Source organism: Streptomyces atratus (assembly GCF_040655115.1).
Lineage (GTDB): Bacteria > Actinomycetota > Actinomycetes > Streptomycetales > Streptomycetaceae > Streptomyces > Streptomyces atratus_D.
In genome coordinates, this window is the sequence record NZ_JBFAJH010000031.1 from 56,822 (window position 1) to 78,063 (window position 21,242).

Consider the following 21,242-nt stretch of genomic DNA (forward strand, 5'->3'; position numbering starts at 1 on the left):
ACTGCCGCCCACCACCTACGAACCGACAGGAGCGTCGCCCGTCATGACCAGCCCCGCCTCGCCCCCCTCCCCCGAAGCCGCCTACGCCACGGCGCCTCAGCTGCACCTGGAAGGCGACGACCTGGTGCGGCTGCGGCGCTCGATGCCCAAGCGCGAGTGGCTGCTGCGCTGGGCCGCGCTCGCGGACCGGCAGACCCTGACCGCCCACCCGGACGACGGGAAGGCGCAGACCGGAGCCCTGCGACCGATCCAGACGCTCATCGCTTTCGACACCGAGCACGGCACCGCGTCCGGACCGGTCCACCCCGATGATGCCCAGTGGGTCGTCTTCCCCCGTGGCTACGTCCGTCAGGAGTACCTGGCCTGGGCGGCCGAGCAGGAGGCGGCCGACCTGGCCGGCAGCGTTCCGCACCAAGGTCACGACGGGGAGCTGTACGACGGGGACGGACGAGCCCTGTGATGGCCGCGGCCGCGCCCGTCGCGCACCTCACCTATCAGCACCGGACTTTGACGCCTGCCACCATCACCAATGCCCGCAGCGAGACGTTCGGCTGGAACTGCTCCGCGCGAGGATGCCCGGTCCGGATGGACGGCTACGGCGACCAGCGGGCCTCCCGAAAAGACGCCGCCGACCACGAACGGCGCCTGGCGGTGGCCCTGTTCGAACCAGGGACACTCGTGGTGTCGGTAGGCCCCGGCGGATCGGGGAAGTCACGGTTCGCGGCGATGTTCCCGAGCGACTGGGTGGTCTGCCTGGACGAGCTGCGCGAACGGGTCTCCGGTGACGCCGGCGACCAGTCCGCGACGCCCGACGCCGTTGCCCTGCAGGACGTACTGATCCCTGCACGCCTGGCCCGAGGTCTCACCACCGTCGTCGACTCCACCAACGTCGAAGCCCGCGTCCGCCGCGGCCTGGTCGATCAGGCAAGCCGGCATCGCCGGCCCGTCGCGGCCGTCGTGTTCCTCACCGACCTGGACACATGCGACGCCCGCAACGCCCAGCGGCCGCCCGGCCGGCGCGTCCCCTCCACCGTCCTGCGCCGGCAGCACGAACAGACGCTGGCCGCCATGCCGCTGCTCGCCGACGAGGGATTCACCGACATCCGCACCGTCGGCGGCGACCGCAGCTGACCTGGCCGGGCCCGCCCGTCGAGTGCGTCGCTGTATGCGAAACCCTGGGGTGAGCTGGACGGTAGCCGCCCCCACCTGGAAGCCTGATCCAACGCTCAGAGAGTGAGAGACAGAAGATGCTGAAGCCGTTGCGGGAGCACCAGGCCGAGGCGGTCGTCGCCACGGTGCGCGAGCTCGAGCTGCCCCAGGATGCACCGTTGCCGCCGGCTGGGCTGCGCACGCAGGTCATCATGGCCACCGGCAGTGGCAAGACCCTGGTGGCCGTGCACACGGCCGAGGAGCTCGCCGCCGACCGCGTTCTGATTCTGGTCCCCTCCCTCGATCTTCTGGAGCAGACCGCCCGCGCCTGGCGCGACGGCGGCCGGCCCGGCCCGTACTTCGGCGTCTCCTCCCTGAAGTCGGAAGAGGTGGGCTTCCCCAACACCACCGACGCCGACGAGCTGGTCCGGCTCACCCGCGGTCCGGGCCGCGTCACCGTCTTCGCTACCTACGCGTCACTGGGCCTGGGGTTCCTGGAGAAGGCCCACATCGTGGGCCTCCCCCTGTGGAATTTGATCATCGTGGACGAGGCGCACCGCGTTTCGGGCCGGATGGGCAAGCCCTGGGCCGTCGTTCACGACAACACTCGCATCCCGGCCGAGCGGCGCCTCTACATGACCGCCACGCCACGCGTGTGGCAGGCCGGCGAGATCGACGACGACGAGACCGGCGGCCGCCGTCGGCCTGGCGAGCTGGTCGCGTCCATGCTGGACGACCCCGACGGCGTCTTCGGCAAGGTCGCATTTCACCTCTCGCTGGAACAGGCGATCGAGCAGGGCATCGTCGCCCCGTACCAGGTGCTGGTGGTCGACGTGCAGGACCCGGCGCTGAACACGGCGCTGCGGACCGCCGGGGACGGCAGTGAAGAGGTCCGCGGCAAGCGGCTCGGCGCCCTGCAGGCAGCGACGCTGAAGGTGTCGGCGAAGGAAGAGCTCGAGCGGGTTCTCTCCTTCCACCAGCGTGTCGCCGAGGCCGAGGCCTTTGCCCTGGGGCTGCCCGGCAAGGCGGCCGAGCTGCACGCCCAGGACCCCGACCTGTACCCCGCAGAGGATCAGGTGTGGGCGCAGTGGCTGCACGGCGAGCACAAGCCGGCACACCGGCGGCGCGTGCTCACTCAGTTCGCCGCCGGCGTGACCGACAACGGCACCGAGACCGCTCTGTCGCTCATCGCGTCCGTGAAGGTCCTCGGCGAGGGAGTCGACACACGCGAATGCGACGCCGTCGTCTTCGCGGACGTCCGCGGCTCCATGCCCGACCTGGTCCAGGCCGTCGGCCGCGCCCTGCGCATGCACCCGGGCGAAGGGAAGATCGCCACCCTGGTCGTGCCAGCATTCCTCGCCCCCGGTGAGAAGCCGGACGCCATGCTCACCTCGACCGCGTACAACGGGCTGGCCAAGCTCCTTGCCGCACTCCGCGCACACGACGCCCGCATCGAGAAGCTCACCGACCCGGGCACATCACGGACCCGCGCCCCCGAGCCCCGCGACGAGACCCGCGACTTCGACGAGGACCTGGACCAGGACACCGACGGCGAGGCGGCTCCGGCGGTCAGCCGGCCCGCCAAGGACCTGCTGCGGTTCTCCGCCCCGCGCGACGCGCGCCAGCTGGCCGCCTTCATCGAGCTGCGCGTCCTCAATCCCGAGCGGGTCCACTGGCGGCGCGGCATCCAGGCCGCCCAGCGCTACGCCAAGGAGCACCAGGATCTGCGCGTGCCGTACGACTACCGCACCCCGACCGACTGGTCACCCGCCGATTTCCCGCTCGGCGTGTGGGTCACCGACTGCCGCCGCCACTACAGCACCGGCAGCCTGGACCCCGATCGCACCGCCCAGCTCCAGGCCCTCGGCATGGTCTGGTCGCACTTCGACACCAGCTTCGAAGAAGGACTGGCCGCGGCCGCAAAGTGGGCCGACGAACACGAAGTCGGACTCGCTGCACCAGTGGACGCTGTCCTCGGCGAGTACCCGGTAGGGCGTTGGCTGAAGAATCAGCGGGCTGCCGCGCGCCGGGCCGCCGAGCTCGACCGCTGCCGCGCCGAAGGACTCCCCGAGCCGGAAGGCACCGCCGCTCCCCTGTCCGACGAGCGTCGGAACGCGCTGGAAGAGATCGACCCGGGCTGGTGTCCGACCTGGAGCATCGACTGGCAACGGGCCTTCCGGCTTGCCTGGCTCCACACCAAGGCCGGTGGCACTCTGCCCGACAAGGCAGGTGTAGCCATCGCGGACGGCGAGGACCTGGGCAAGTGGGCCGCCGCCCAGCGCGCCGGCTTCGCCAAGCTGACCATGCCTCAGCAGGCGATGCTCACGGGCACGCTGAACATCACAGCCGCGCCGGCCAAGCGCACCCGGGCCGAGATGTGGGCCGACAACCTGACCGCCGCCCGGCAGTACCACAAGCGCGAGGGGCACCTGGAAGTGCCGCGAAGCCACACTGAGCCGGTCGGTGACCAGGCTGTGCGGCTCGGCGCCTGGATTAGTCAGCAGCGCGTGAAGGCAACGAAACTGGCACCCGAGCGCGTGAAGGAGCTGACCGACCTCGGCATGCGCTGGTGATGAAGCAATTTGAGTCCGGACGGGGCGGTCAGCGTAGTTCTTGACTCCCTGAGGTCATAGGGGTGCTTGGGATGATCACGCGGAGGTCGGCTTCGGACTGCGCGCTAGGGGGTGCACGCAGTACGCGCAACGTACCCAAGCACAGGGGTGCTGCGTTGGCGTCAACGGCGACGATGAAGCACAAGGGATCTGGGTACGAGCGGGCTCTCTGGCAAACCTTGGAGGTGATCGCCCGCAGCCGGTACGTCGCCGAAGGGTCAGCCAGGTGACACTCCGCCGTCTTCGGTGGCGATGGGCCGGTCAAGCTGACGGGTCACCAGGTTCTCGATCGCGTCGATGACGGCACGAGTATCGAGCCGACCAAGCACGTCGAGATCCGCAAGGGGGCCGCTCCCTCTCACGGCCAGATGGCCCTTGTCATCGACGTGAATGGTTGCGCTGACGGTGTCACCGGAGAAGCCGGGCAGGCGCACGGTGAAGCTGACCTGGGTCAGGTGCGCCTCAGGAGGACCGCAGTTCGGGTCGGCCGCCTCGCATGCCCGTTCCTCCTCCGCCAGCTGATCGTCGTCGTGATGACCAACGAATTGGCGGAGCGCCAGCCGGACTGCTCTGGCAGCCTCCACAGCGTTCGCTTCAACCGTGCGCAGAGCCTCGGTCACCCTCTCATCATCAACAGGGCCAGTCTTTCCCAGCCACCACACTGCCGACAGAAGACGGCTCAGCACAGGCAGCGTGGGATGCCCGCGCTCCTCCTCCGAGAGCCCTCTGCACGGCAGGGTCCGGTCCTCGAGGGCACACAGGTGGAGGAAGACGTCGTCGGTCCACCAGTCCGGGCGAAGATGAGAGGCGGGATCGATGGCGCTCATGGACCTTCCCAGCGTTGAGGCGGTAGTCACTGAGTTGAACGCCGCTGCGAGCCCTGGGATGCGCCCCCGTACCTGACCGGCCCAACGACATGCCAAGGCTGGCGCCGCCTGCTCGGGGTCGAGGTGTACGCAAGGCGCGCCACCGCGTAACAGCCCACGCGATCGGATGAGGAGGACGGGGTGACGGTGACGTCGTGGACGACGGCGATCGGGCCGATCTGACCTGACCGTTCCATGAGTGGGCCCGACTGGCACCATGAGGCGCTCAACGCCCCTTCCAGAGGGGCGAAACCGGCTGTACGCCGCCCTGACGGCCTAGGAGTAGCCCCAAGGTCGCTCCATACCGGCGACTTGGAGATTGGCCGCGTAGGCTGCCATTCTGTGGGTCGCTTTTGGGTCATGATGCAAGCTTTGGTCAACTTCGCCCCTTGGTAGCCGTTGAGGCGAAGCTGACGGAGCGTCGGGAAAGCGAATGACGATCGGGACTCGGCGTCGGGATCTTGATTGCACAGAGTCGGGAGCTGAACTCGGGAAGGGCGTCGACAACACCAGCGCAAAGAGGGATGCTGCACCCCATGCCAGCAATTCCTACCGTGTACGCGGACGAATCGAACTCAACCGGGGAGAACCTGCTTGACCCGGCTCAACCCGTCTTCTGTTCAGCAGCCGTCTACGTCGGCGAGGACCTAGCCCGCCGGATCGTCGACGACGTCAAGGCGCAACTTCCGCTGGCTCACGGCGAGCCGAAGTACACCTCGCTGTCCAAGACGGACAAAGGTCGTTCAGCGTTGTTGGCAGCGTTCGACTCGCTGACCGACGAGACGATCCTGGCCTTCGTCGCGCATAAGCGGTTCATGGTGACGACCAAGATGGTCGACATGCTGGTCGAGCAACTGGCACACGAGACCGGGTACAACATGTACGCCGACGGGGCCGCGGTCGCCTTGGCGAACCTGCTGCATGCGGGTGGCGGGCTGATGGGTGACCCAGACACCTACGACCATCTGCTTCACACGTTCGTTGGCGCCGCTCGCCGACGCAGCCGCGCCAGCGCCGACGAGCTGTTCACCGCGATCGCCGCCTACCAGGCCACAACACACCCCGAGTTCGCCGACGTCTCAGAGGTACTCCAGTACACACGGACGCAGGCGGACGACATCATCGCCACGATCGCCTCCGGGGACCTTCTGGACGCGTTGGACCCGGCCGTGCCGTGCCTGGTCTCGCTCTGCTACGAGATGGGTCAGATAGTCGGCGACTTCGCCCTGGTGCACGACGAGTCGAAGACCATCTCGCGTCACGCGGATCAGCTTCTCGCCCTGCACGAGCTGCCCGACGCCGCACGACCTGGGCAACTGATGCAACGCCTACCCATGACCAGCGTCACGTTCTCCGACAGCAGCACCGTTCCGCAGCTCCAGCTCGCCGACTGGGCAGCGGGCGCCGTGCGCCAACGGACCACACATCTGGCCACAGGGCTGCCTGATCCGTTTGCCGAGAAACTCCAAGCGGTTGTCGAGCCCTGGATTGTCGGGGGAATCTGGCCCGACCTGTCCACTGTCGAGAACCCCCGACGTCTGGAGTAGTGGCTCCGCTGTGCGCAGCCGCTGCAAAGAGATAACACCGGACAGGGCCGCGTCCGGCGAGTTCAAGAAACGTCGGGCGTGTAGGTCACCGATTCCCGTGCTGCCGGCACTGTGCGCGGCGCCTCTCTCAAGTCCGGCACCGCAGGCGGAGGATCGCCGCACCCGGAGATCTGAGATCGGACGGGTGCGTCCGCAACACGCGCCCTGAGCAGGGTCACACACCTCGCGCCCTGGAGTTAGTAAGCTGACCTCATGGTTACCCCAAGCCCCAGTGGAGACAGAGAGAAGGTCGTCTCCAAGCTGCCTTCCTGGCTACGCCAGGACCTCAAGGTTCGCGCCGCCGAACTCAGTATCGACATCCAAGACGCTGTGTCAGCTGGCATCTCTGCCTGGCGAGCAGTGCCGGACGGCCACTCCCCCGTCGAGACGTCAGGGTCCGCGTCGTTTTCGACTTGGCTCCCCCCAGGGCAATGGGATGAGCTGAAGGACACGTGCACCGAGCGCGGGATCCCCTTCGTTCAGGGGCTCGCCCAGTCCGTTCAGACGTGGATGAGCTCTCATCCCTCCCCCAGGCATCGTCCTGTGACTGGCATCTGCCAACGCAAGGTCGTCATAAACCAGAAGGGTGGGGTCGGAAAGACGGCCATCGCGGCTGGCGTAGCCCAGGCTTTGGCCGAGGACGGCATGCGCGTGCTGCTCGTCGACTACGACCCTCAAGGGCACCTGAGCGATCAGCTTGGTGTTGAGCAGCTTCCGCCTGGGACGGACAGCCTGGTGCTGCACATGTGCGGTGAGGCCAAAGGGGATCTGCGGGACTTGATCGTCACGATCGAATCGCCGCGCTTCGAGAAGCGACTGCACGTCCTGCCGGCGTGCCCTGACGGGTTCCTCCTTGACGCCAAGATCGCGGTGTCGCGCATGCGTAACAAGGAAGCTGCCCTGGAGCGCGCCCTGAAGCCTTTGGAGAAGGACTTCGACGCCATGGTGATCGACTGCCCACCGAGCCTGGGCATGGCGACCGACGCAGCCATCTACTTCGGCCGTCGCCGGCAAGGGGAAGGCGAAGGGCTTTCAGGCATGGTCATTCCGGTCCTCGCGGAGGACTCATCGGCCACGGCCTACACGATGCTTGCCGAGCAGATCGAGTCGCTGCGCGACGACCTTCGCCTCGAGATTGAGTACCTCGGACTGGTCGTCAATCTCTACGACAGCCGCCGCGGCTACGTAGCGACGTCCTCCCTGAAGGAGTGGCGCAACCTCGGGGACCCCAGAGTCCTTGCCGTCATCGGAGACCTCAAGGAACAGCGCGAAGCTGTACGGAAGCGCATGCCGCTGCTGGCGTACGCCCCGCACAGCGATCAGTCGGAGATCATGCGGCAGATTGCGAGGGAGATCTCATGAGCTCCAAGGAAGACCAGCTCGGCGCCTCGTCCTCTTTCGCTCGAGCCGGCACGGCCCGCAGTGTCCGTCGCCAGCTGACGGATGCAGCCTTCGGACTGGGCGACCCCAACGAGCTAGCCCTCAGCGAGATCAGTGCCAATCCTGATAACCCGCGAGAGAGCCTCGGCGACGTCTCCGGGATGGCCGCGAGTCTGAGCGAGATCGGTCAGATCCAGGCAATCACCGTGGCTTCAGTCGATGCCTACCTCCGGGACCGGCCGGAGCGCGCTTCTGAACTGGAGCCTGGCGCCCAGTACGTCGTCGTGGACGGACATCGCCGTCTCGCTGGTGCCCGCACGGCCGGTCTCGCGACGATAAAGGTCTCCGTCGACGACGCGCGCGTCACCACAGACGAGTCGCTGCTCGAGGCCGCGTTCGTCGCCAACGCCCAGCGGGAAAACCTGTCCGATCTGGAAGAAGCGCAGGCACTCAAGACCCTGGTCGCGTTCTACGGATCGCAGCACAAGGCCGCACGACGACTCGGAGTGACTCAGCCCTACATCTCGCAGCGCCTGTCGCTGCTGGAGCTGGTACCCGAACTTCAGGCGGACCTGGAGGCTGGGCGTCGAAAGGTCGAGCACGTACGAGGGCTCGCCAAGCACTCCCCGGAAGAGCAGCGCACCCTGGCAGACGCCCGAGCGCAGCAGGCCCAACAGAAGAAGCAGAAGCGTAAGACGCCCGTCACGCAGCCACCCACTGATAACGGCGTTATCACCAAGGACTCGCCATCGGGGGAGCCTGACGAGGAGTCGGCAGCTGATAACGGCGTTATCAGCGAGGGACGCCCGCAGCCCAGCAGCAACCAGCTCACTGATAACGGCGTAATCAGTCCGGGCACGGAAGAGCCTTCGGTAAGCCTCCACGTTCCGTGGCACAACCCGCAGGCCCTCGATCGGTTGGCCCGCGAGCACATGACCGCTGAGGACCGCCATACCCTCGCAAAGCTCCTCGCTCAGGAGTGATCGCGGATTTGAACGTCCCTGTTTTCCCACACTGGCAAGGCAGGGACGTTCTTGATGCCAAGGTGGATCTCCAAACAGAAGATCTACGGAACACGCTTCAGGGAGGGGATCGCGGGTGGCCGCGATGCAGCTGACACGCACGCACCGGGTACTCATCGGGGTCGTCGTCGCCGGCGCGGCAATCATCGCCGCGATCGGCTTCGCGGGCTCGTACGCCGCTGTGCGCGCGCTCGCAGAACAGAAGGGCTTCGGGAACTTCTCCCTGGTCTTCCCGATCGGCATCGACGCGGGCATCTGCGTACTGCTGGCCCTGGACCTGCTCCTGACCTGGATGCGGATACCGTTCCCGCTGCTGCGCCAGACGGCCTGGCTGCTGACCGCCGCGACGATCGCCTTCAACGGCGCCGCGGCCTGGCCCGACCCGCTCGGCGTCGGCATGCACGCGGTGATCCCGGTGCTGTTCGTGGTCGCCGTCGAGGCCGCCCGGCACGCGGTCGGCCGGATAGCCGACCTGACGGCCGACAAGCACATGGAGGGCGTCCGGCTCACCCGCTGGCTGCTCTCCCCCGTCCCCACGTTCAAGCTGTGGCGGCGGATGAAGCTGTGGGAGCTGCGTTCGTACGAGCAGGTCATCAAGCTCGAACAGGACCGGCTGATCTACCAGGCCCGGCTCCAGGCCCGTTTCGGCCGGAACTGGCGCCGCAAGGCCCCCGTCGAGTCGCTGATGCCTCTGCGGCTGGCGAAGTTCGGCGTTCCGCTGGCCGACACCGGTCCGGCCGGCCTGGCCGCAGCGGGCATCGAACCGGTCCTGCTGCCCCCGGCCCCGGCCGCCGTCGAGACGGAGCACCACCAGGCCGAGCTGCTGGGTGAGCATCAGCGTGCTCTGGAAGCCAGCCCGACAGGGGCAGCTATGGCAGCCCATGGGGAGCTGGCGGGCTCGCCTGAGCCCGAGGGTGCCGAGTCCTTCGTGTTGGACGAGCCGGTTCTGCCTGACGTCGACTACTACGAGGCTGTCCAGGGGTTCATCGCTCAGTACGGCGAGCTGCCGAACGCCCGCCAGTTCGGGCTCTTCCTTGCGCAGTACGGTGTCGTCGATCCGGTCTCCGGCAGCGTTCTCACGGAGGGACAGCTCAGGCCGATCCTGCAGGACTTCAAGATGCAGGTTCCGCAGCCGTCCATGCCGGCAGACGACCAGGAGCGACCGACCGATGATGTCGCGGTGCCGGCATCGGTCGTGGCCGAGGGCGCGGATGGTCGAGGCGCATGGACTGACACAGCGGCGGACAGCCGCTCCTTTTCCGGTGCTGACGTGACTGAGTCGGCTGTTGCCTCGCAGCCGTATGCGGCCGAGCCGGTCCTGGTCCCGACCGCCTCGGTGGAAGCCGGGCGTGCGGCCGGTGGGGGAGTACCCCACCAATCTCCCCGGGAAAGCCCGGCGGCGGGCGTGGCTGGAGAGGACGCGACCGTCTGGGAGGCCACGGTCTCCGACACGGGGGAGGCCACTGCGCGACTGCCCGAGCAGCAGAGCCAGGAGCCTGATCTGGACCCGGTGCAGCAGCAGATTGTGACGGTCGCGGAGTGGCTTGCCGAGGCCGAGGAGGCCGGCCAGAAGCTCTCCGGAGCGGAGGTTGCCCGGCGTCTGGAGCTGTCCCCGAAGACCGGTCAGCGGCGGGTCAACGCAGCGGTCGAGTACCTCACGGAGCAACGGCGGCAACAGGGCCGCGCGCATCTCCGGTCGGTCAGCCGCTGAGCGAACCGCCCTGACGAGTGGCCGATGACCGATCCCGGTCATCGGCCACCGTCATGTCCGGGCCCTGCCGCGTGACCGATTCCGGGGGCGTGACCGGTGACCGATGGCCGGTGACCGATGGCGCCGTGACCGACTCCGACGCTCGTGACCGATGACCGCTGCGGCCCGGATCGGTCATCGGTCATGACCAGCAGAATGCTCATCGGTCACCTCGCCGGTGTGACCGACGGACCTCTCCGCGGGGCACTGCTCCGCCTCTCGGGGCAGGGCTTGCCCACGCCATTGGGGGGTTGCCCGGGGTTGCATGGACCGGTCACCGAGGCTTGCCCACCCCCTGAGGAGGCTTGCCCAATCGGTCATCGAGGGCTTGCCCGCCACATGGGCAAGCCTCTCATCTGCTGTTTCTGGAAGTTGGGCAAGCCGTTGGGCAAGCCGGTCTGAGGAGAGTTCACGGCACGACATCCGAAAGGAGAAGTGCCGTGCCGAACCTGCCGCCGACTGCCCCCACTGCCCGCGGGATCTTTGAACGCCTGGACGTGGAGTGGGAAGTCCTGTGCGCGGACACCTCCGTCCAGGCCGCCGTGACCGATTGGCTGGTGACCGATCGACTGGCCGATGACGTCGCGGCCGTGACCGATTCCTGGGTGCGCGGTCTTGGACCTGCCCAGCTGCTCGCCGCTCTTCGGCCGCCCAACGGGGCGGTGACCGATGCGCTGACCGATGCCGTGCTCCGCGCCCTGTTGCGCCGCGCGGCCGGCCGTGACCGATCGGCCACGCTCGCCGCCCGTGTCATCGTCCAGGCGATGATCCCGGCCGCGGTCCGCATGACCCGTGGCCAGGTCCGCCCCTTCGGTGGCCGCACCTTCGACGACATCGGTCACATGACCATCGCTGCCCTCTACGTCGTCGCCCGCTCCGGTCGCATCCACACCCGGCCCGGCCGGCCCGCCGCCAACCTCGCTCTGGACACGCTGCGTCACGTCTGCCGGGAGCTCACCGCCGACCGCGAAGAGCACGGCGAAGAGCTGGGTGCCGCTGAGGACCTGGCCGACAGCACGCCCGGGCCGGCCGAAATGGCCGAAGCACAGACCGTCCGCGCGGCCGCGGTCGCCGCCGGCCTTCAGCCCACCGGGGCCGTCAGCAAAGGGGAAGCCGACCGTGCCCGTCTGGAGCTGCTCGAGCTGGTCCTGGACGCGATGAGCAGCGGCACCCTCTCGTCGGCCGACGGACGCGCCATCGCCTGGCACTACACCACCGACCCGGTCACCGACACCGTCGCCGCCACTCGCACCGGCACGACCGCCACGGCATGGCAGCGCCGCCGCTCCCGCGCCGTGGCCCGCCTGTCGGCCTCGCTCCAGCTGAGGCCTGCGGCATGACACCGACTCGTCCCCCGTCCACCGTCGGCCCGAACACAGAGAAGGACACCCGCATGACCCAGACCGCCAAGGCGCCCCTGGATGCAGACGAAGAGCGCGTCACACGCGCCCAGCGTCTGCTCATCCAGCTCGGCGCCGCGCTCGTCGCGCAACCCTTCGACATCCACACCCACGATCGGCTGCGCGCCTTCCTCGCCAAGGATGCCGATGGTGTCCTCGCCTCTCTGGAGACGCTGCAGCAGCGACCGGAGACCGAGCTACGCCGACGGATCGCTGAGTTGGGCGGCCACACCCTGCGGCCCTTCGGAGACTCGGCATGAAGGCTTCATGGAACCGTCGCCCGGGCAAGGGAGCTGCGGCACAGGACGCCGAACCGCAGGACTGGGACATCGACGAGGGGCCGCAGGATGTGGCCGGCTGGTCGACTGGCGCCCAGGCAAACACTGCCGCCGCCCTCCGCTGGACGGCTTGGGGCTTGCTCGTCCTCGGCCCGCTGCTCGGCGCGTTCGCGTATCTGTCGGCACCGGCACAGGCCGGACCCGCACAGAAGAGGCTGGCGCCCACTGCTCCGGCTGCGACCGGCGCTCAGGGCGCGGCCGGCTTCGCCCAGCTCTTCGTCGCCGCCTTCATCTCGGCGGGGGAGGGCGACCAGGACAAGCTCGCCGCCTACTACCCGGATGCCACGAGCCTGCGCCTGGAGGGGGCTTCGGACCGGCGGCACGGCGAGCAGCTCACCGTCGTTCGGCTGCGCCAGACCGATTCCGGCATCTGGTCCGTCACGGTGGCCGCCCGCATCACCGACACGAAACCGGCCGGGAAGCCGGCCGACGGACCGCCTGACGACAAGGATGAGGCGAAGGCCACGGCCGCCCAGGCGGTGCGGTACTTCCAGGTCCCGGTCGCCACTGCGACCACGGCCGGCGGGGCGAGCGGCTACACGGCACTGGCGATGCCGGCCGAGGTCGCTGCCCCTGAGCGGATCGAGGCTCCCGGACTCGTCTACGGGCCGATGCGGCCCGCGCTTCCAGCGGATCCGCGTACCCAGGCCACCACCGAGTTCCTGACCGCCTACCTGACTGGTGCCGGCGAACTCGACCGCTACCTCGCACCGGGAACCCACCTCGCCCCCGTTGCTCCCGCGCCGTACACGGGTATCGCGGTCGACACGCTCGCCATCGAGGGCGAGAAGGGCACCGAGCCGGTGACCACCGTGCCCGACGACGGCACCACGCTGCAGCTGCTGGTCGCGCTGCGCGCCACGGGCCACGACGAGGTCCGCGTCCCGCTCACCTACGCGCTGACCCTCAAGGCCCGGGCCGGCCGCTGGGAGATCGCCACCCTCGACGGCGCCCCCACACTCGCCGCCACTCCCACCGAGCCGACCGCCTCCAACGCCAGCACGACCCCCTCGGCGGCGCCCAGCACGGCCCCCACCCCCGCCTCCACTTCCTAAGGAGAAGACGTCATGCACGACATCACGCTCGCCGCGGGCTGGATCCAGACCGGTACCGGCCTCGGCAACGACATCAAGGCCCTCATCTTCAACGTCGCCATCCCGGTGCTGTGCGGTGCCTTCGTGGTCATCGTCGGCTGGAAGACGAAGGCGCCCGGCCCGACCATCATGGCCGTGATCTTCGCGGCCATCGTCTGGGGCGGCGCCGCGAACATGGACACCCTCAAGGACAAGACCACCGAGGACATCACCCAGTACGACGGCGGCGGCAAGCAACTGACCGGGCCGGGTGACCAGTGACCACCCACCTCGTCGACGCATCCGAGACCAGCGACGAACTGATTGGCCGCTGCTACACCAAGGCCCGTCGCGCCCCGCTGGTTCACGGTGTCATTCGCGACGTCAACGGCGGCCGCGGAATCCGACTGCCGGGCGGCCCGTACACGCTCACCCAGCTCGCCGCGATCGTCGGCACGTTCGTGGCACTGATCCTGACCCGTGCGATCTGGGGCGGGCACGGGCTGACGGACGTGGTGGTGCTGCTCGGCCTGCCGTTCGCGGCCGCGTTCCTCCTGCGGCATCTGCACATCGACGGCCGCAACCCTGCCGCCGCTCTGGTCAGCGTCGCCGTGATGATGACCGGCCCCCGGTGGGGGCGGCTGCACGGCCGGCCCTTCCGCCCGGCCCACCCGGTGAGCGGCGACACGCTCATCACCGTCACAGCCGACGGTCCTGCGGCCGGAAGCTTCCCCGCAGCGGCACGGCCGGCCGCCGCCGTCACCGCCCCTGCGCGGCCGGCGCCGGCCGCACCCACCCCCAATACGACGGTCGGCGTCCCGGTGGCGTCCGGTGTGCAGGCCCTGCTCGCCCGCCGCGCCACATCCGCACGAACCGATCCGGAGGAATGAGATGCGCCTGCCGATCCGGCACGTTGCCAACAACCTCGCCTTCACCACGCACGGCACCACCTGGGCGATCTGGCGGGTGGCCGCGGCCAACTACTCCCACGCGCCCGCGACCGCGAAGAAGCGCCGGCTGAAGTCGCTTGAGTCGCTGTTCAAGTCGCTGACGGGCGAGCCAATGCTGATGTCGCTGTGCCCGCAGGTCGACCCGATCGCCGTGGTCCGCGCCATGGTCGCCGACGTCGACCTGAAGAAGTCACCACGCTACGAACGGCTCGGCCACGCCGTGCTGGACCAGCTTGAGGAAATGGAGCTGACCGGCCGCACCGACTGGCTCGCGATCCCGCTGCCACCGCTGTCCCGCAAGGACGCCGCCCTGTCCGCTTTCGCCGCGGCCAAGGCCGAAGTCGCGCTGCAGCTCGGCCTCATGCCCGCACCTGTCACCGCCGGCGAAGTCGAGCGGCGCACCGAGCAGGCCAAGCGGATGCAAGCCCAGTGGCCTACCGGGGTCAGCATGCGGCCGGCCACCGAGGCAGAGATCCTGTGGATCTACGGGCACAGTGCGCGCCGTGGGCTGCCGGAGCCGTTCCTGCCCGACGGCACCGAGCAGCCCGTGCGCGGCCGCGGCCGTACGGTCGCGGCTCTGGGGGAGATGCTGCTCGCCGAGGGCGGCGCCGACTTCAACGACCGCAGGGCTGTGCCGGGCAATCCGTTCGAGCGCCGCTATCTGCAGGTCTCCTCCGAGTGGGGCGACTCCTACCAGGCGATGCTGGCCCTGTCTGAGATGCCGGAGGCCTTCGCGCTGCCCGGGGCGGCGTACCTGCAGCAGCTGGATGATCTGGCCTACCCCGTGGACTGGACCGCCCGGTTGGTCATCACCCCGGGCACCAAGGCGGAGGCGAAGACCCGTAAGCGCGCCCGTCATCTGAAGGCGCAGGCTGCGGAGTACCAGGGCGACCCGGCCGGCCCGCCGGCAGCGCTCGCGAAGAATGAGGCGGACAACGACGAGTTCCGTGACCGGCTCACCGCCTCGGCCCGGGAGGTCGAGATCCGCGCCATGGTCACTCTTGCGGTCTGGGGTGCCACCGCGGACGAGGCTCAGGACCGTGCGGCCGCCCTGGCCAGTGACTTCGGCGCCACCGATTACACGTTCTCCCGCCCGGTGGGGGAGCAGACCAGCTTGTGGCACGCGATGCTGCCCGGTTGCCGCACTCCGCGGGTGATGACCGGGTACGCCCAGTACCTGCTCTCCCGGGACTTCGCGATGGCCATGCCCTGGTGCGGCTCCCAGCTCGGCGACGAAAGGGGCGGGCTGTTCGGCCTGCAGCTCGCTTCCGGCGGTGCTCGGCCGGTCATGGTCGACCCGGCCCGTGGGCCCCGGGAGAACGCGTCGGCGTCGATGGCGTTCATCGGCGAGCTCGGCGCCGGCAAGTCCGTCGGCCTCAAGTCGGCGGTCTACAACGTCCTGGCCCGCGGCCATCAGCCCGGCAAGCCGAACAGCCGCGGGCGCGCCGTCATCGTCGACCGCACCAAGGAAGAGGAATGGGCGAGGTTCGCGCAGGCTTGCCCCGGCACTACCCAGGTCATCCGGATCGACCAGAGCGCGGAAGTGTCCCTGGACCCGCTGCGGCTGTATGTGCAGGACAGTCCCAAGGTCGCGGCCCGCTTCTGTGAGTCCTTCCTGACGCTGCTGCTCGGTGTGAGGCCGATGGACCTGGAAGGCGTTGCCCTGTCCGAAGCAGTGCAGGCGGTACTCGAGCGGCCCGAGCCCTCCATGCGTGCCCTGATGGATGAGCTCGTTCTGCGCGGGGGAGAGGACACGCCCGCCCGGAACCTGGCCCGCAAGCTCAAGGCCGTAGCGCGCAAGGACCTCGCTGCTGTCGTCTTCGACGACGCCCTGCCGGTCGTGGATACGGCCCGCGCCGACAGCGTCGTCTTCCTCGTCAACTCCCTCGCGCTGCCGAAGAAGAGCGAGCTGGCCTCCGACCACCGCATCGAACGCCTGGAGTTCGAGAAGGTCCTGGGCCGCTCGCTGATGTATCTGATCGCCGCGGTGGCGCGCGAGACGGTCATGCGGCACAAGGACGAGTTCGGTGTCGCTGTCTTCGACGAGTGCTGGTGGCTTACGAGTTCGGACGAGGGCCTGGAGCTGCTGCTCGAGCTGATGCGTGACGGACGTAAGCACAACGCGGCCGCCTATGTCGGCTCCCATGACCCGGATGACATCGGGCCGGCCGACAGCGAGAAGGGGGCCATCATCCGCGGCCTGATCCCGCACCGGCTCCTCTTTCGCCAGACGACGCGGTCGCTTGCCGAGCGCGGATTGGAGTTCCTCGGCGTCGATGCCACCGATCCCGAATTGCTGGACCTGGTCACCGCCGGCCTCTCGCCGCTGGACCTGCCCGAGGAGGAAAAGCTCGCCCGGGCGGGGGAGTGCCTGTACCGGGACCTGGCCGGACGCATCGGACTGATGAAGGTCCTGATCCCGATGGACCCGGCCATCATGCGCGTCATCCACACAACACCCAGCGACTACCGGACCGCAGCATGACCACGATCCTGACCTGGCGAATGCGGCTGCGGGTTCTCGGCGCCGCCCGACTCCGTGTGGCGCTGCTGTTTGCCGCGCTCGCCGCCACCACCTTCACCCTGCTCACATCGCTGCCCGCACACGCCGAACCCAGCCCGACCCCGTCGCCGACCGCGCCGGCGGCAGGGGCTCAGCGGACCCCGACGCCGGAAGAGGTCGAGGCGATCGAAGAGGTCATGCGCGAGCAGGGCGAGAAGTTCTCCAAGGCGGCGCAGGAGGCGATGCTCGACACGGAGAAGGACCGGCTGCGCAAGCTCCTTCCCGACGAGGGTGGCGTCCTCGGCGTCTTCGACGTCACCGACGCCAACGGCCTGCCGATCAGCGTCTACACCGTCAAGTCGGACACAGGCGGCCTGACGGACTGGGACCTGGGGATCCAGAACCTGCTCACCGAGCTGTGCTTCATGGTCACCAAGTGGCTGATCGCGTTCTGCTGCTGGCTCATCGCCTGGTCCCTGTCCTTCGGCCTGGCCAAGCTGCTGCTCGTCCCGGTGCTGTCGGTCGCCGACTCCCTGCACACCCGCGTCATCCTGGAAATGGGCCTGCCCGCACTGTTCCTGTCGGTGTGCGCGGTCATCTGCGTCGCCCGGATCTTCTTCGGAGACAAGGCCCGGGGCTGGGGCGACGCCGCCCTGTCCCTGCTGCTGGCGGCGCTGACCGCCACGCTGCTGTCCTCCGCTCCGAACACACTCCTCGGGGAACAGGACGGGGCGATCGCGGTGACCCGCGGTCTGGCCCTGGAAGTCGCCGACGTCATCCTGGACGCCAACCCGGCAACCCCGAACGCCAACGACGGCGTGACCACCCCGGCCACCAGCACTACCCTGTCGCGGCCCATGACCGACGCGCTCACGGACGCGTTCATCGTCAAGCCCGCCATGCTGCTGCAGTACGGCCGCGTCTTCGAAGGTAAGTGCGCCTCCGAGTACGCAGACACCCGCCTCGCACAGCTGGCCTACGACCGGCAAATCCACGCCTACACGAACAAGCTCAAGAAGCTCACCGGCCTCACCGACTACCTCAGCCCCGTCGGCCTGCCCGTGTCCTCCTGGTACGACATGCAGATCGACATGAGCACCCGGTGGGCCGTCGACCACTTCGGCAACCCGCCGATGGAGCGCTTCGAAGAGCACTGCGTGCCTGGCGACGTCGACGCTGCGAAGAAGGCCAGCCTCGACAAGGTCGGCGGCGGACTCTTCCTCCTCATCGCCGCCCTCATCGTCTGCGTCCTCATCTCTGGCCTCGCCGGCAGTTTCCTGGTCGCCCAGTGCCGCATCGCGTGGGACGCGGTCCGCGGCGAGCCCGCGCTCATCGCCGGCACCATCCCCGGCGCCGGCCGCGCCTTCTTGTGGGACTGGTCTGCCTCCGTGCTCCGCTCCCTGGGCCAGATGCTCACATCCGTCATCGCCCTGGCGGTGTTCATCCTCATCGTCCAGGCCGTCCTGGACCCTGTACAGGAAGACTGGGGCAGAGAACTGACCCTGCGCTTCCTGGTCGTTGACGTCGTGTGCATCGGCGCGGTCAAGAAGCGCAAGCAGCTGGCCGCCCGCTCCAAGCAGACCGCGGAGAACTTCCGCGCCAAGATGTCCGCCGCCCGGATCGGCGGCACCCACGGCTCCATCTTCAGCGGCCCCGCCACCTCGGCCGTCCGTAAAAACCGCCACATCGCCCTGAAGACCACCCGCGGCCTGGTCCGCGGCGCCCTGGCCGGCGTCTCCCTCGCCCACGGCAACCCGCTCGCCGCCATCGCCTACGCCATGCCCCGAACCGTCGGCGCCACCGCCCTGGTGACCCGCATGCAGAGCGGCCGCTACCGCGGCCGGCCGCACCGGGCCCGCTCCGCCGGCCGACCCGTACCGCGTCGGGGCAACCCGCCGGGCACATTCGGTGGCCCGGGCACCCCACCACAAGGACCGCCGCCGAACGGCCCCCAGGGCGGCCCGCCCAGGCCGACGAACCCGTCACGCCCTGCAGGTCCCACGCGTCCGGCTGGCTCGCCGCGTCGGACAGGTCCTGCTGCCCGTACCCCCCGCCCGCGGACCGCACCCGCAGCGGCCTCGTCGACCACGTCCACCACCGGGGCGCCCGCCGCGGACCCGACGAGCCGTCCCCGTCGGCACATCCAGGCCCACCGTGCCGTCTCGCGCCGTACCCAGCAGGCGGCCACTCCGCCGAGCCGGTCCGTGAGCGGGCCGGGTGGATTCGATGCCTGGCTCGCCGATCGGGAGGAGCGGGAACTGGCTCGCCGGCGCAGGCCTTCGCAAGGATCGTCGTGACGCAGAAGAGCAAGAAGTGGCTGGGCGGCTGCGCAAGCCTGATCGTGCTGGCGATCGTCCTGATGGCGGCGATCGCCGCGCACGTCGCCGGCATCGGGCAGAGCGAAGCCGAGGCCGCGACCGCCCAGGCCCAGTGCGCCGCTAACGGGTCCGGCGGCATGGACGTCGACACTGCCCAGGTCGCCCAGCAGGTCAAAGCGGTGCTCGCCGGCAGCAGCAGTGACGTCACAGTCGCCGGCCTGCCCTCCCCGAAGGAACAGATCCCCAACGCGAAAGCCATCGTGGCAACCGGCGCACAGATGAAGATCCCGGCACGGGGCCAGGTCATCGCGCTCGCCACGGCCCTGCAGGAGTCAGGCCTGCGCAACCTCGACCACGGCGACCGCGACAGCCTCGGCCTGTTCCAGCAGCGCCCCTCCCAGGGCTGGGGCACCCGCGCACAGATCCTCGACCCGGTGTACGCGGCCACGAAGTTCTACAAGGCACTGAAATCCCTCAAGGACTGGGAGAGCATGCCCGTCACCGTCGCCGCCCAGAAAGTCCAAAAGTCCGGCCTGCCCGACGCCTACGCGAAACACGAAGCGCTCGCCACCGCCCTGCAGCAGGCCATCGCCCCGACACTCGGCACCACGGCCGCCTTCCCCGACATCACCCCGGCAGTGGCCGGCTTCGGGGCCAGCTGCGTCACCCAGGCCGGCACCGACTACGGCGACATCCCCGCCGGCACGCTCCCCGAGGGATACCAGATCCCCATCACCGCCCCCATCCAGGCGCGCAACGCGATCCGTTGGGCCCTCGGCCAGCTCGGCACCCCCTACCAATGGGGCGGCACCTGCACCAACCCCCACGGCAACAACGCCCGCGACCGCTGCGACTGCTCCTCGCTGATGCAACGCGCCTATGGAGTGGCTGGCATTGAGATCACCCGCACCACCTACACCCAGATCCATGACGGGCGGGCGGCGTCGGCCAAGGCGCTCCAGCCGGGCGACCTGGTCTTCACCAACGGGAGCGCGTCCCGGCCCGAACACGTCGCCATGTTCATCGGCGACGGGTTGGTTGTGCATGCCCCCCGACCAGGCAGGGTCGTAGAAGTCGCCGAGCTCGCGACCCACGGAACGATCCTGGTGGCCCGTCGCATCGCAGCCTGAACCGCAAGCGGCCACGGTCTGCGGGCGGGGAATCATCTTGTTTCGGGCTAGTCCGGCAGCCTGGGCAGCCGGCTGTCTGCTTGATGCACCCTGGAGCCATGCGAAGGGGCCCCGCGGTACGTGCGACGAACCCGCGGGGCCCACGAGTGCCGTCCTGTCAGGGCACCCATACCGACCGTACGGCCAACCAGCACTGACTGCCCGTCGGCATCAAGCTGAGCGGCAGCCAGCAGAACGTGAGCGAAATGGCCCCGCCCACCCGGAGTGCCGTGTCCGGCTGCTCTCAGGGTGGGCGTCAATGGCCATGGCGTTTCGTGGTCAGTAGACCCGCGGTCCGGCGTCGGTGACGCGCACCGGTTCGGCCAGTCCGCCCGGGCTCCTGCCCTTGAAGACGACCTCGCAGGAGTACTTGGTCTTCACGTTCAGAGGCACCAGAACGGCCTTCGGGATGTCATTGCAGCGCGCGTGGTCGATGCTGTCGCGGTAGTTGCCGTACAGCAGGCGTGCGACGCCGTCGCTGGTGAGGATGCCCTTGTCCGGGACCGCGTTGAATTCCACGACGTTGTCCGACCAGCCGGACTTCTTGCCGATGGTCACCTTCCACACCACCTTCAGACCGTCGTAGGTGGTTGTGCAGGTCGCCCGCGTACCGCTCTTCGATTCCAGACCCTTGGGACACTCGGCGGTGGTCTTGCCTGCGGCCTGAGCCATTTTGAGGGTCTTGCCACGCAGCTCGTACGCCAGATTCTCATCGAACGGAGCATCGGCGGCCGGCGAGGGCTGCGGCTCCGTCTCTGGCTCCGTCTCCGGCTTGGTCAGCTTCTGCGGCAGCACGGTAGGGGCTGGTGCCGACTTTGCGTCCTTGCTCGATCCGGAGCTTCCATCCGCGCATCCCGTAGCCAACAAGCCCACCACGCTGACAGCTATAACGATCTTCATCCGCATGACCGTCACCCTACCGATCACACAGCGACCGCCTTGACCAGCAGCAGAGGGCGGCAGCCCACGCCCCGTCTCGCCGAACAGCGCGGACAGCAGGGGAGAGCGGCCTTGAGAATCAGGCAGCCGAAAGTAAAGGACAAGCAAAGTCCTGCAGTTGGTGTCTGAATTGGCCTTCCGGGCTGACTTGGTCCGGGTGAAGGGGAGTTCTTCCCGCACTGACCCG

Annotated in this window: 17 protein-coding genes; 15 read left to right on the top strand and 2 right to left on the bottom strand. The window is 68.8% G+C overall.

Translation table 11 applies throughout. The features are described 5' to 3' along the window. Positions 1-43 precede the first annotated feature (43 nt). The 3 genes from AB0I23_RS27375 (at position 44) to AB0I23_RS27385 (ending at position 3,722) form a co-directional block, all read left to right on the top strand. Entirely contained in the window at positions 44-460 is a 417-nt protein-coding gene (locus tag AB0I23_RS27375) for a hypothetical protein (RefSeq protein WP_359113141.1), read from the top strand. Continuing rightward, positions 460-1,131, top strand: a complete 672-nt coding sequence (locus AB0I23_RS27380) for an AAA family ATPase (RefSeq protein ID WP_359113142.1) — start codon at positions 460-462, stop codon at positions 1,129-1,131. Before AB0I23_RS27375 ends, AB0I23_RS27380 begins: the two co-directional genes overlap by 1 nt. Positions 1,132-1,247: 116 nt before the next feature. Continuing rightward, on the top strand, positions 1,248-3,722 hold the full coding sequence (locus AB0I23_RS27385) for a DEAD/DEAH box helicase (protein ID WP_359113144.1): 2,475 nt from the start codon (positions 1,248-1,250) through the stop codon (positions 3,720-3,722). Between the two features lie 257 nt (positions 3,723-3,979). Here the strand turns inward: AB0I23_RS27385 and AB0I23_RS27390 are convergent, their stop codons facing one another. Continuing rightward, positions 3,980-4,588 (bottom strand): hypothetical protein, encoded by a 609-nt coding sequence (locus tag AB0I23_RS27390; RefSeq protein WP_359113146.1) that lies wholly within the window; start codon positions 4,586-4,588, stop codon positions 3,980-3,982. Between the two features lie 575 nt (positions 4,589-5,163). Here AB0I23_RS27390 and AB0I23_RS27395 point away from each other — a divergent pair. The 12 genes from AB0I23_RS27395 (at position 5,164) to AB0I23_RS27450 (ending at position 20,077) form a co-directional block, all read left to right on the top strand. After that, the gene (locus AB0I23_RS27395; RefSeq protein WP_359113148.1) at positions 5,164-6,174 is read left to right on the top strand and encodes a DUF3800 domain-containing protein; all 1,011 of its coding nucleotides are present in this window, start codon (positions 5,164-5,166) and stop codon (positions 6,172-6,174) included. Positions 6,175-6,426: 252 nt separating this feature from the next. After that, positions 6,427-7,575, top strand: a complete 1,149-nt coding sequence (locus AB0I23_RS27400) for a ParA family protein (RefSeq protein WP_359113149.1) — start codon at positions 6,427-6,429, stop codon at positions 7,573-7,575. Next, positions 7,572-8,576, top strand: a complete 1,005-nt coding sequence (locus AB0I23_RS27405) for a ParB/RepB/Spo0J family partition protein (RefSeq protein WP_359113151.1) — start codon at positions 7,572-7,574, stop codon at positions 8,574-8,576. The genes AB0I23_RS27400 and AB0I23_RS27405 overlap by 4 nt, the downstream gene beginning before the upstream one ends. Before the next feature lie 115 nt (positions 8,577-8,691). Further along, positions 8,692-10,326 (top strand): DUF2637 domain-containing protein, encoded by a 1,635-nt coding sequence (locus AB0I23_RS27410; RefSeq protein WP_359113153.1) that lies wholly within the window; start codon positions 8,692-8,694, stop codon positions 10,324-10,326. Between the two features lie 479 nt (positions 10,327-10,805). Beyond that, a complete protein-coding gene (locus AB0I23_RS27415; RefSeq protein ID WP_359113155.1) occupies positions 10,806-11,705 on the top strand; it encodes a hypothetical protein in 900 nt (299 codons plus the stop codon). 53 nt (positions 11,706-11,758) lie between these two features. Continuing rightward, positions 11,759-12,025: a hypothetical protein gene (locus AB0I23_RS27420; protein WP_267009973.1), complete on the top strand. Its 267-nt coding sequence runs from the start codon at positions 11,759-11,761 to the stop codon at positions 12,023-12,025. Continuing rightward, positions 12,022-13,158 carry a conjugal transfer protein gene (locus tag AB0I23_RS27425; protein ID WP_359113157.1) on the top strand — a complete coding sequence of 379 codons (1,137 nt, stop codon included), beginning with the start codon at positions 12,022-12,024 and terminating at the stop codon, positions 13,156-13,158. Before AB0I23_RS27420 ends, AB0I23_RS27425 begins: the two co-directional genes overlap by 4 nt. Before the next feature lie 12 nt (positions 13,159-13,170). Beyond that, positions 13,171-13,458 carry a hypothetical protein gene (locus tag AB0I23_RS27430; RefSeq protein ID WP_330481433.1) on the top strand — a complete coding sequence of 96 codons (288 nt, stop codon included), beginning with the start codon at positions 13,171-13,173 and terminating at the stop codon, positions 13,456-13,458. Further along, positions 13,455-14,066, top strand: coding sequence for a hypothetical protein (locus AB0I23_RS27435; RefSeq protein WP_359113159.1), 612 nt, complete (start codon positions 13,455-13,457; stop codon positions 14,064-14,066). Before AB0I23_RS27430 ends, AB0I23_RS27435 begins: the two co-directional genes overlap by 4 nt. A gap of 1 nt (position 14,067) precedes the next feature. Then, positions 14,068-16,611, top strand: coding sequence for an ATP-binding protein (locus tag AB0I23_RS27440; protein ID WP_359113160.1), 2,544 nt, complete (start codon positions 14,068-14,070; stop codon positions 16,609-16,611). After that, positions 16,608-18,926, top strand: a complete 2,319-nt coding sequence (locus AB0I23_RS27445; protein WP_359113162.1) for a hypothetical protein — start codon at positions 16,608-16,610, stop codon at positions 18,924-18,926. Before AB0I23_RS27440 ends, AB0I23_RS27445 begins: the two co-directional genes overlap by 4 nt. Positions 18,927-18,988: 62 nt before the next feature. After that, the gene (locus AB0I23_RS27450; RefSeq protein ID WP_359113184.1) at positions 18,989-20,077 is read left to right on the top strand and encodes a C40 family peptidase; all 1,089 of its coding nucleotides are present in this window, start codon (positions 18,989-18,991) and stop codon (positions 20,075-20,077) included. A gap of 318 nt (positions 20,078-20,395) precedes the next feature. On the opposite strand, the gene AB0I23_RS27455 is transcribed toward AB0I23_RS27450, so the two are convergent. Further along, positions 20,396-21,022, bottom strand: a complete 627-nt coding sequence (locus tag AB0I23_RS27455; protein ID WP_359113164.1) for a hypothetical protein — start codon at positions 21,020-21,022, stop codon at positions 20,396-20,398. Positions 21,023-21,242: the final 220 nt, after the last annotated feature.

What these genes read in the sequence shown, in the direction of transcription:
- AB0I23_RS27430 (WP_330481433.1), top strand. Translation starts at nt 13,171, where the DNA reads ATGCACGACATCACGCTCGCCGCGGGCTGGATCCAGACCGGTACCGGC.
- AB0I23_RS27395 (WP_359113148.1), top strand. Translation starts at nt 5,164, where the DNA reads ATGCCAGCAATTCCTACCGTGTACGCGGACGAATCGAACTCAACCGGG.
- AB0I23_RS27445 (WP_359113162.1), top strand. Translation starts at nt 16,608, where the DNA reads ATGACCACGATCCTGACCTGGCGAATGCGGCTGCGGGTTCTCGGCGCC.
- AB0I23_RS27390 (WP_359113146.1), bottom strand. Translation starts at nt 4,588, where the DNA reads ATGAGCGCCATCGATCCCGCCTCTCATCTTCGCCCGGACTGGTGGACC.
- AB0I23_RS27385 (WP_359113144.1), top strand. Translation starts at nt 1,248, where the DNA reads ATGCTGAAGCCGTTGCGGGAGCACCAGGCCGAGGCGGTCGTCGCCACG.
- AB0I23_RS27450 (WP_359113184.1), top strand. Translation starts at nt 18,989, where the DNA reads ATGGCGGCGATCGCCGCGCACGTCGCCGGCATCGGGCAGAGCGAAGCC.
- AB0I23_RS27440 (WP_359113160.1), top strand. Translation starts at nt 14,068, where the DNA reads ATGCGCCTGCCGATCCGGCACGTTGCCAACAACCTCGCCTTCACCACG.
- AB0I23_RS27400 (WP_359113149.1), top strand. Translation starts at nt 6,427, where the DNA reads ATGGTTACCCCAAGCCCCAGTGGAGACAGAGAGAAGGTCGTCTCCAAG.
- AB0I23_RS27420 (WP_267009973.1), top strand. Translation starts at nt 11,759, where the DNA reads ATGACCCAGACCGCCAAGGCGCCCCTGGATGCAGACGAAGAGCGCGTC.
- AB0I23_RS27380 (WP_359113142.1), top strand. Translation starts at nt 460, where the DNA reads ATGGCCGCGGCCGCGCCCGTCGCGCACCTCACCTATCAGCACCGGACT.
- AB0I23_RS27375 (WP_359113141.1), top strand. Translation starts at nt 44, where the DNA reads ATGACCAGCCCCGCCTCGCCCCCCTCCCCCGAAGCCGCCTACGCCACG.
- AB0I23_RS27425 (WP_359113157.1), top strand. Translation starts at nt 12,022, where the DNA reads ATGAAGGCTTCATGGAACCGTCGCCCGGGCAAGGGAGCTGCGGCACAG.
- AB0I23_RS27405 (WP_359113151.1), top strand. Translation starts at nt 7,572, where the DNA reads ATGAGCTCCAAGGAAGACCAGCTCGGCGCCTCGTCCTCTTTCGCTCGA.
- AB0I23_RS27455 (WP_359113164.1), bottom strand. Translation starts at nt 21,022, where the DNA reads ATGCGGATGAAGATCGTTATAGCTGTCAGCGTGGTGGGCTTGTTGGCT.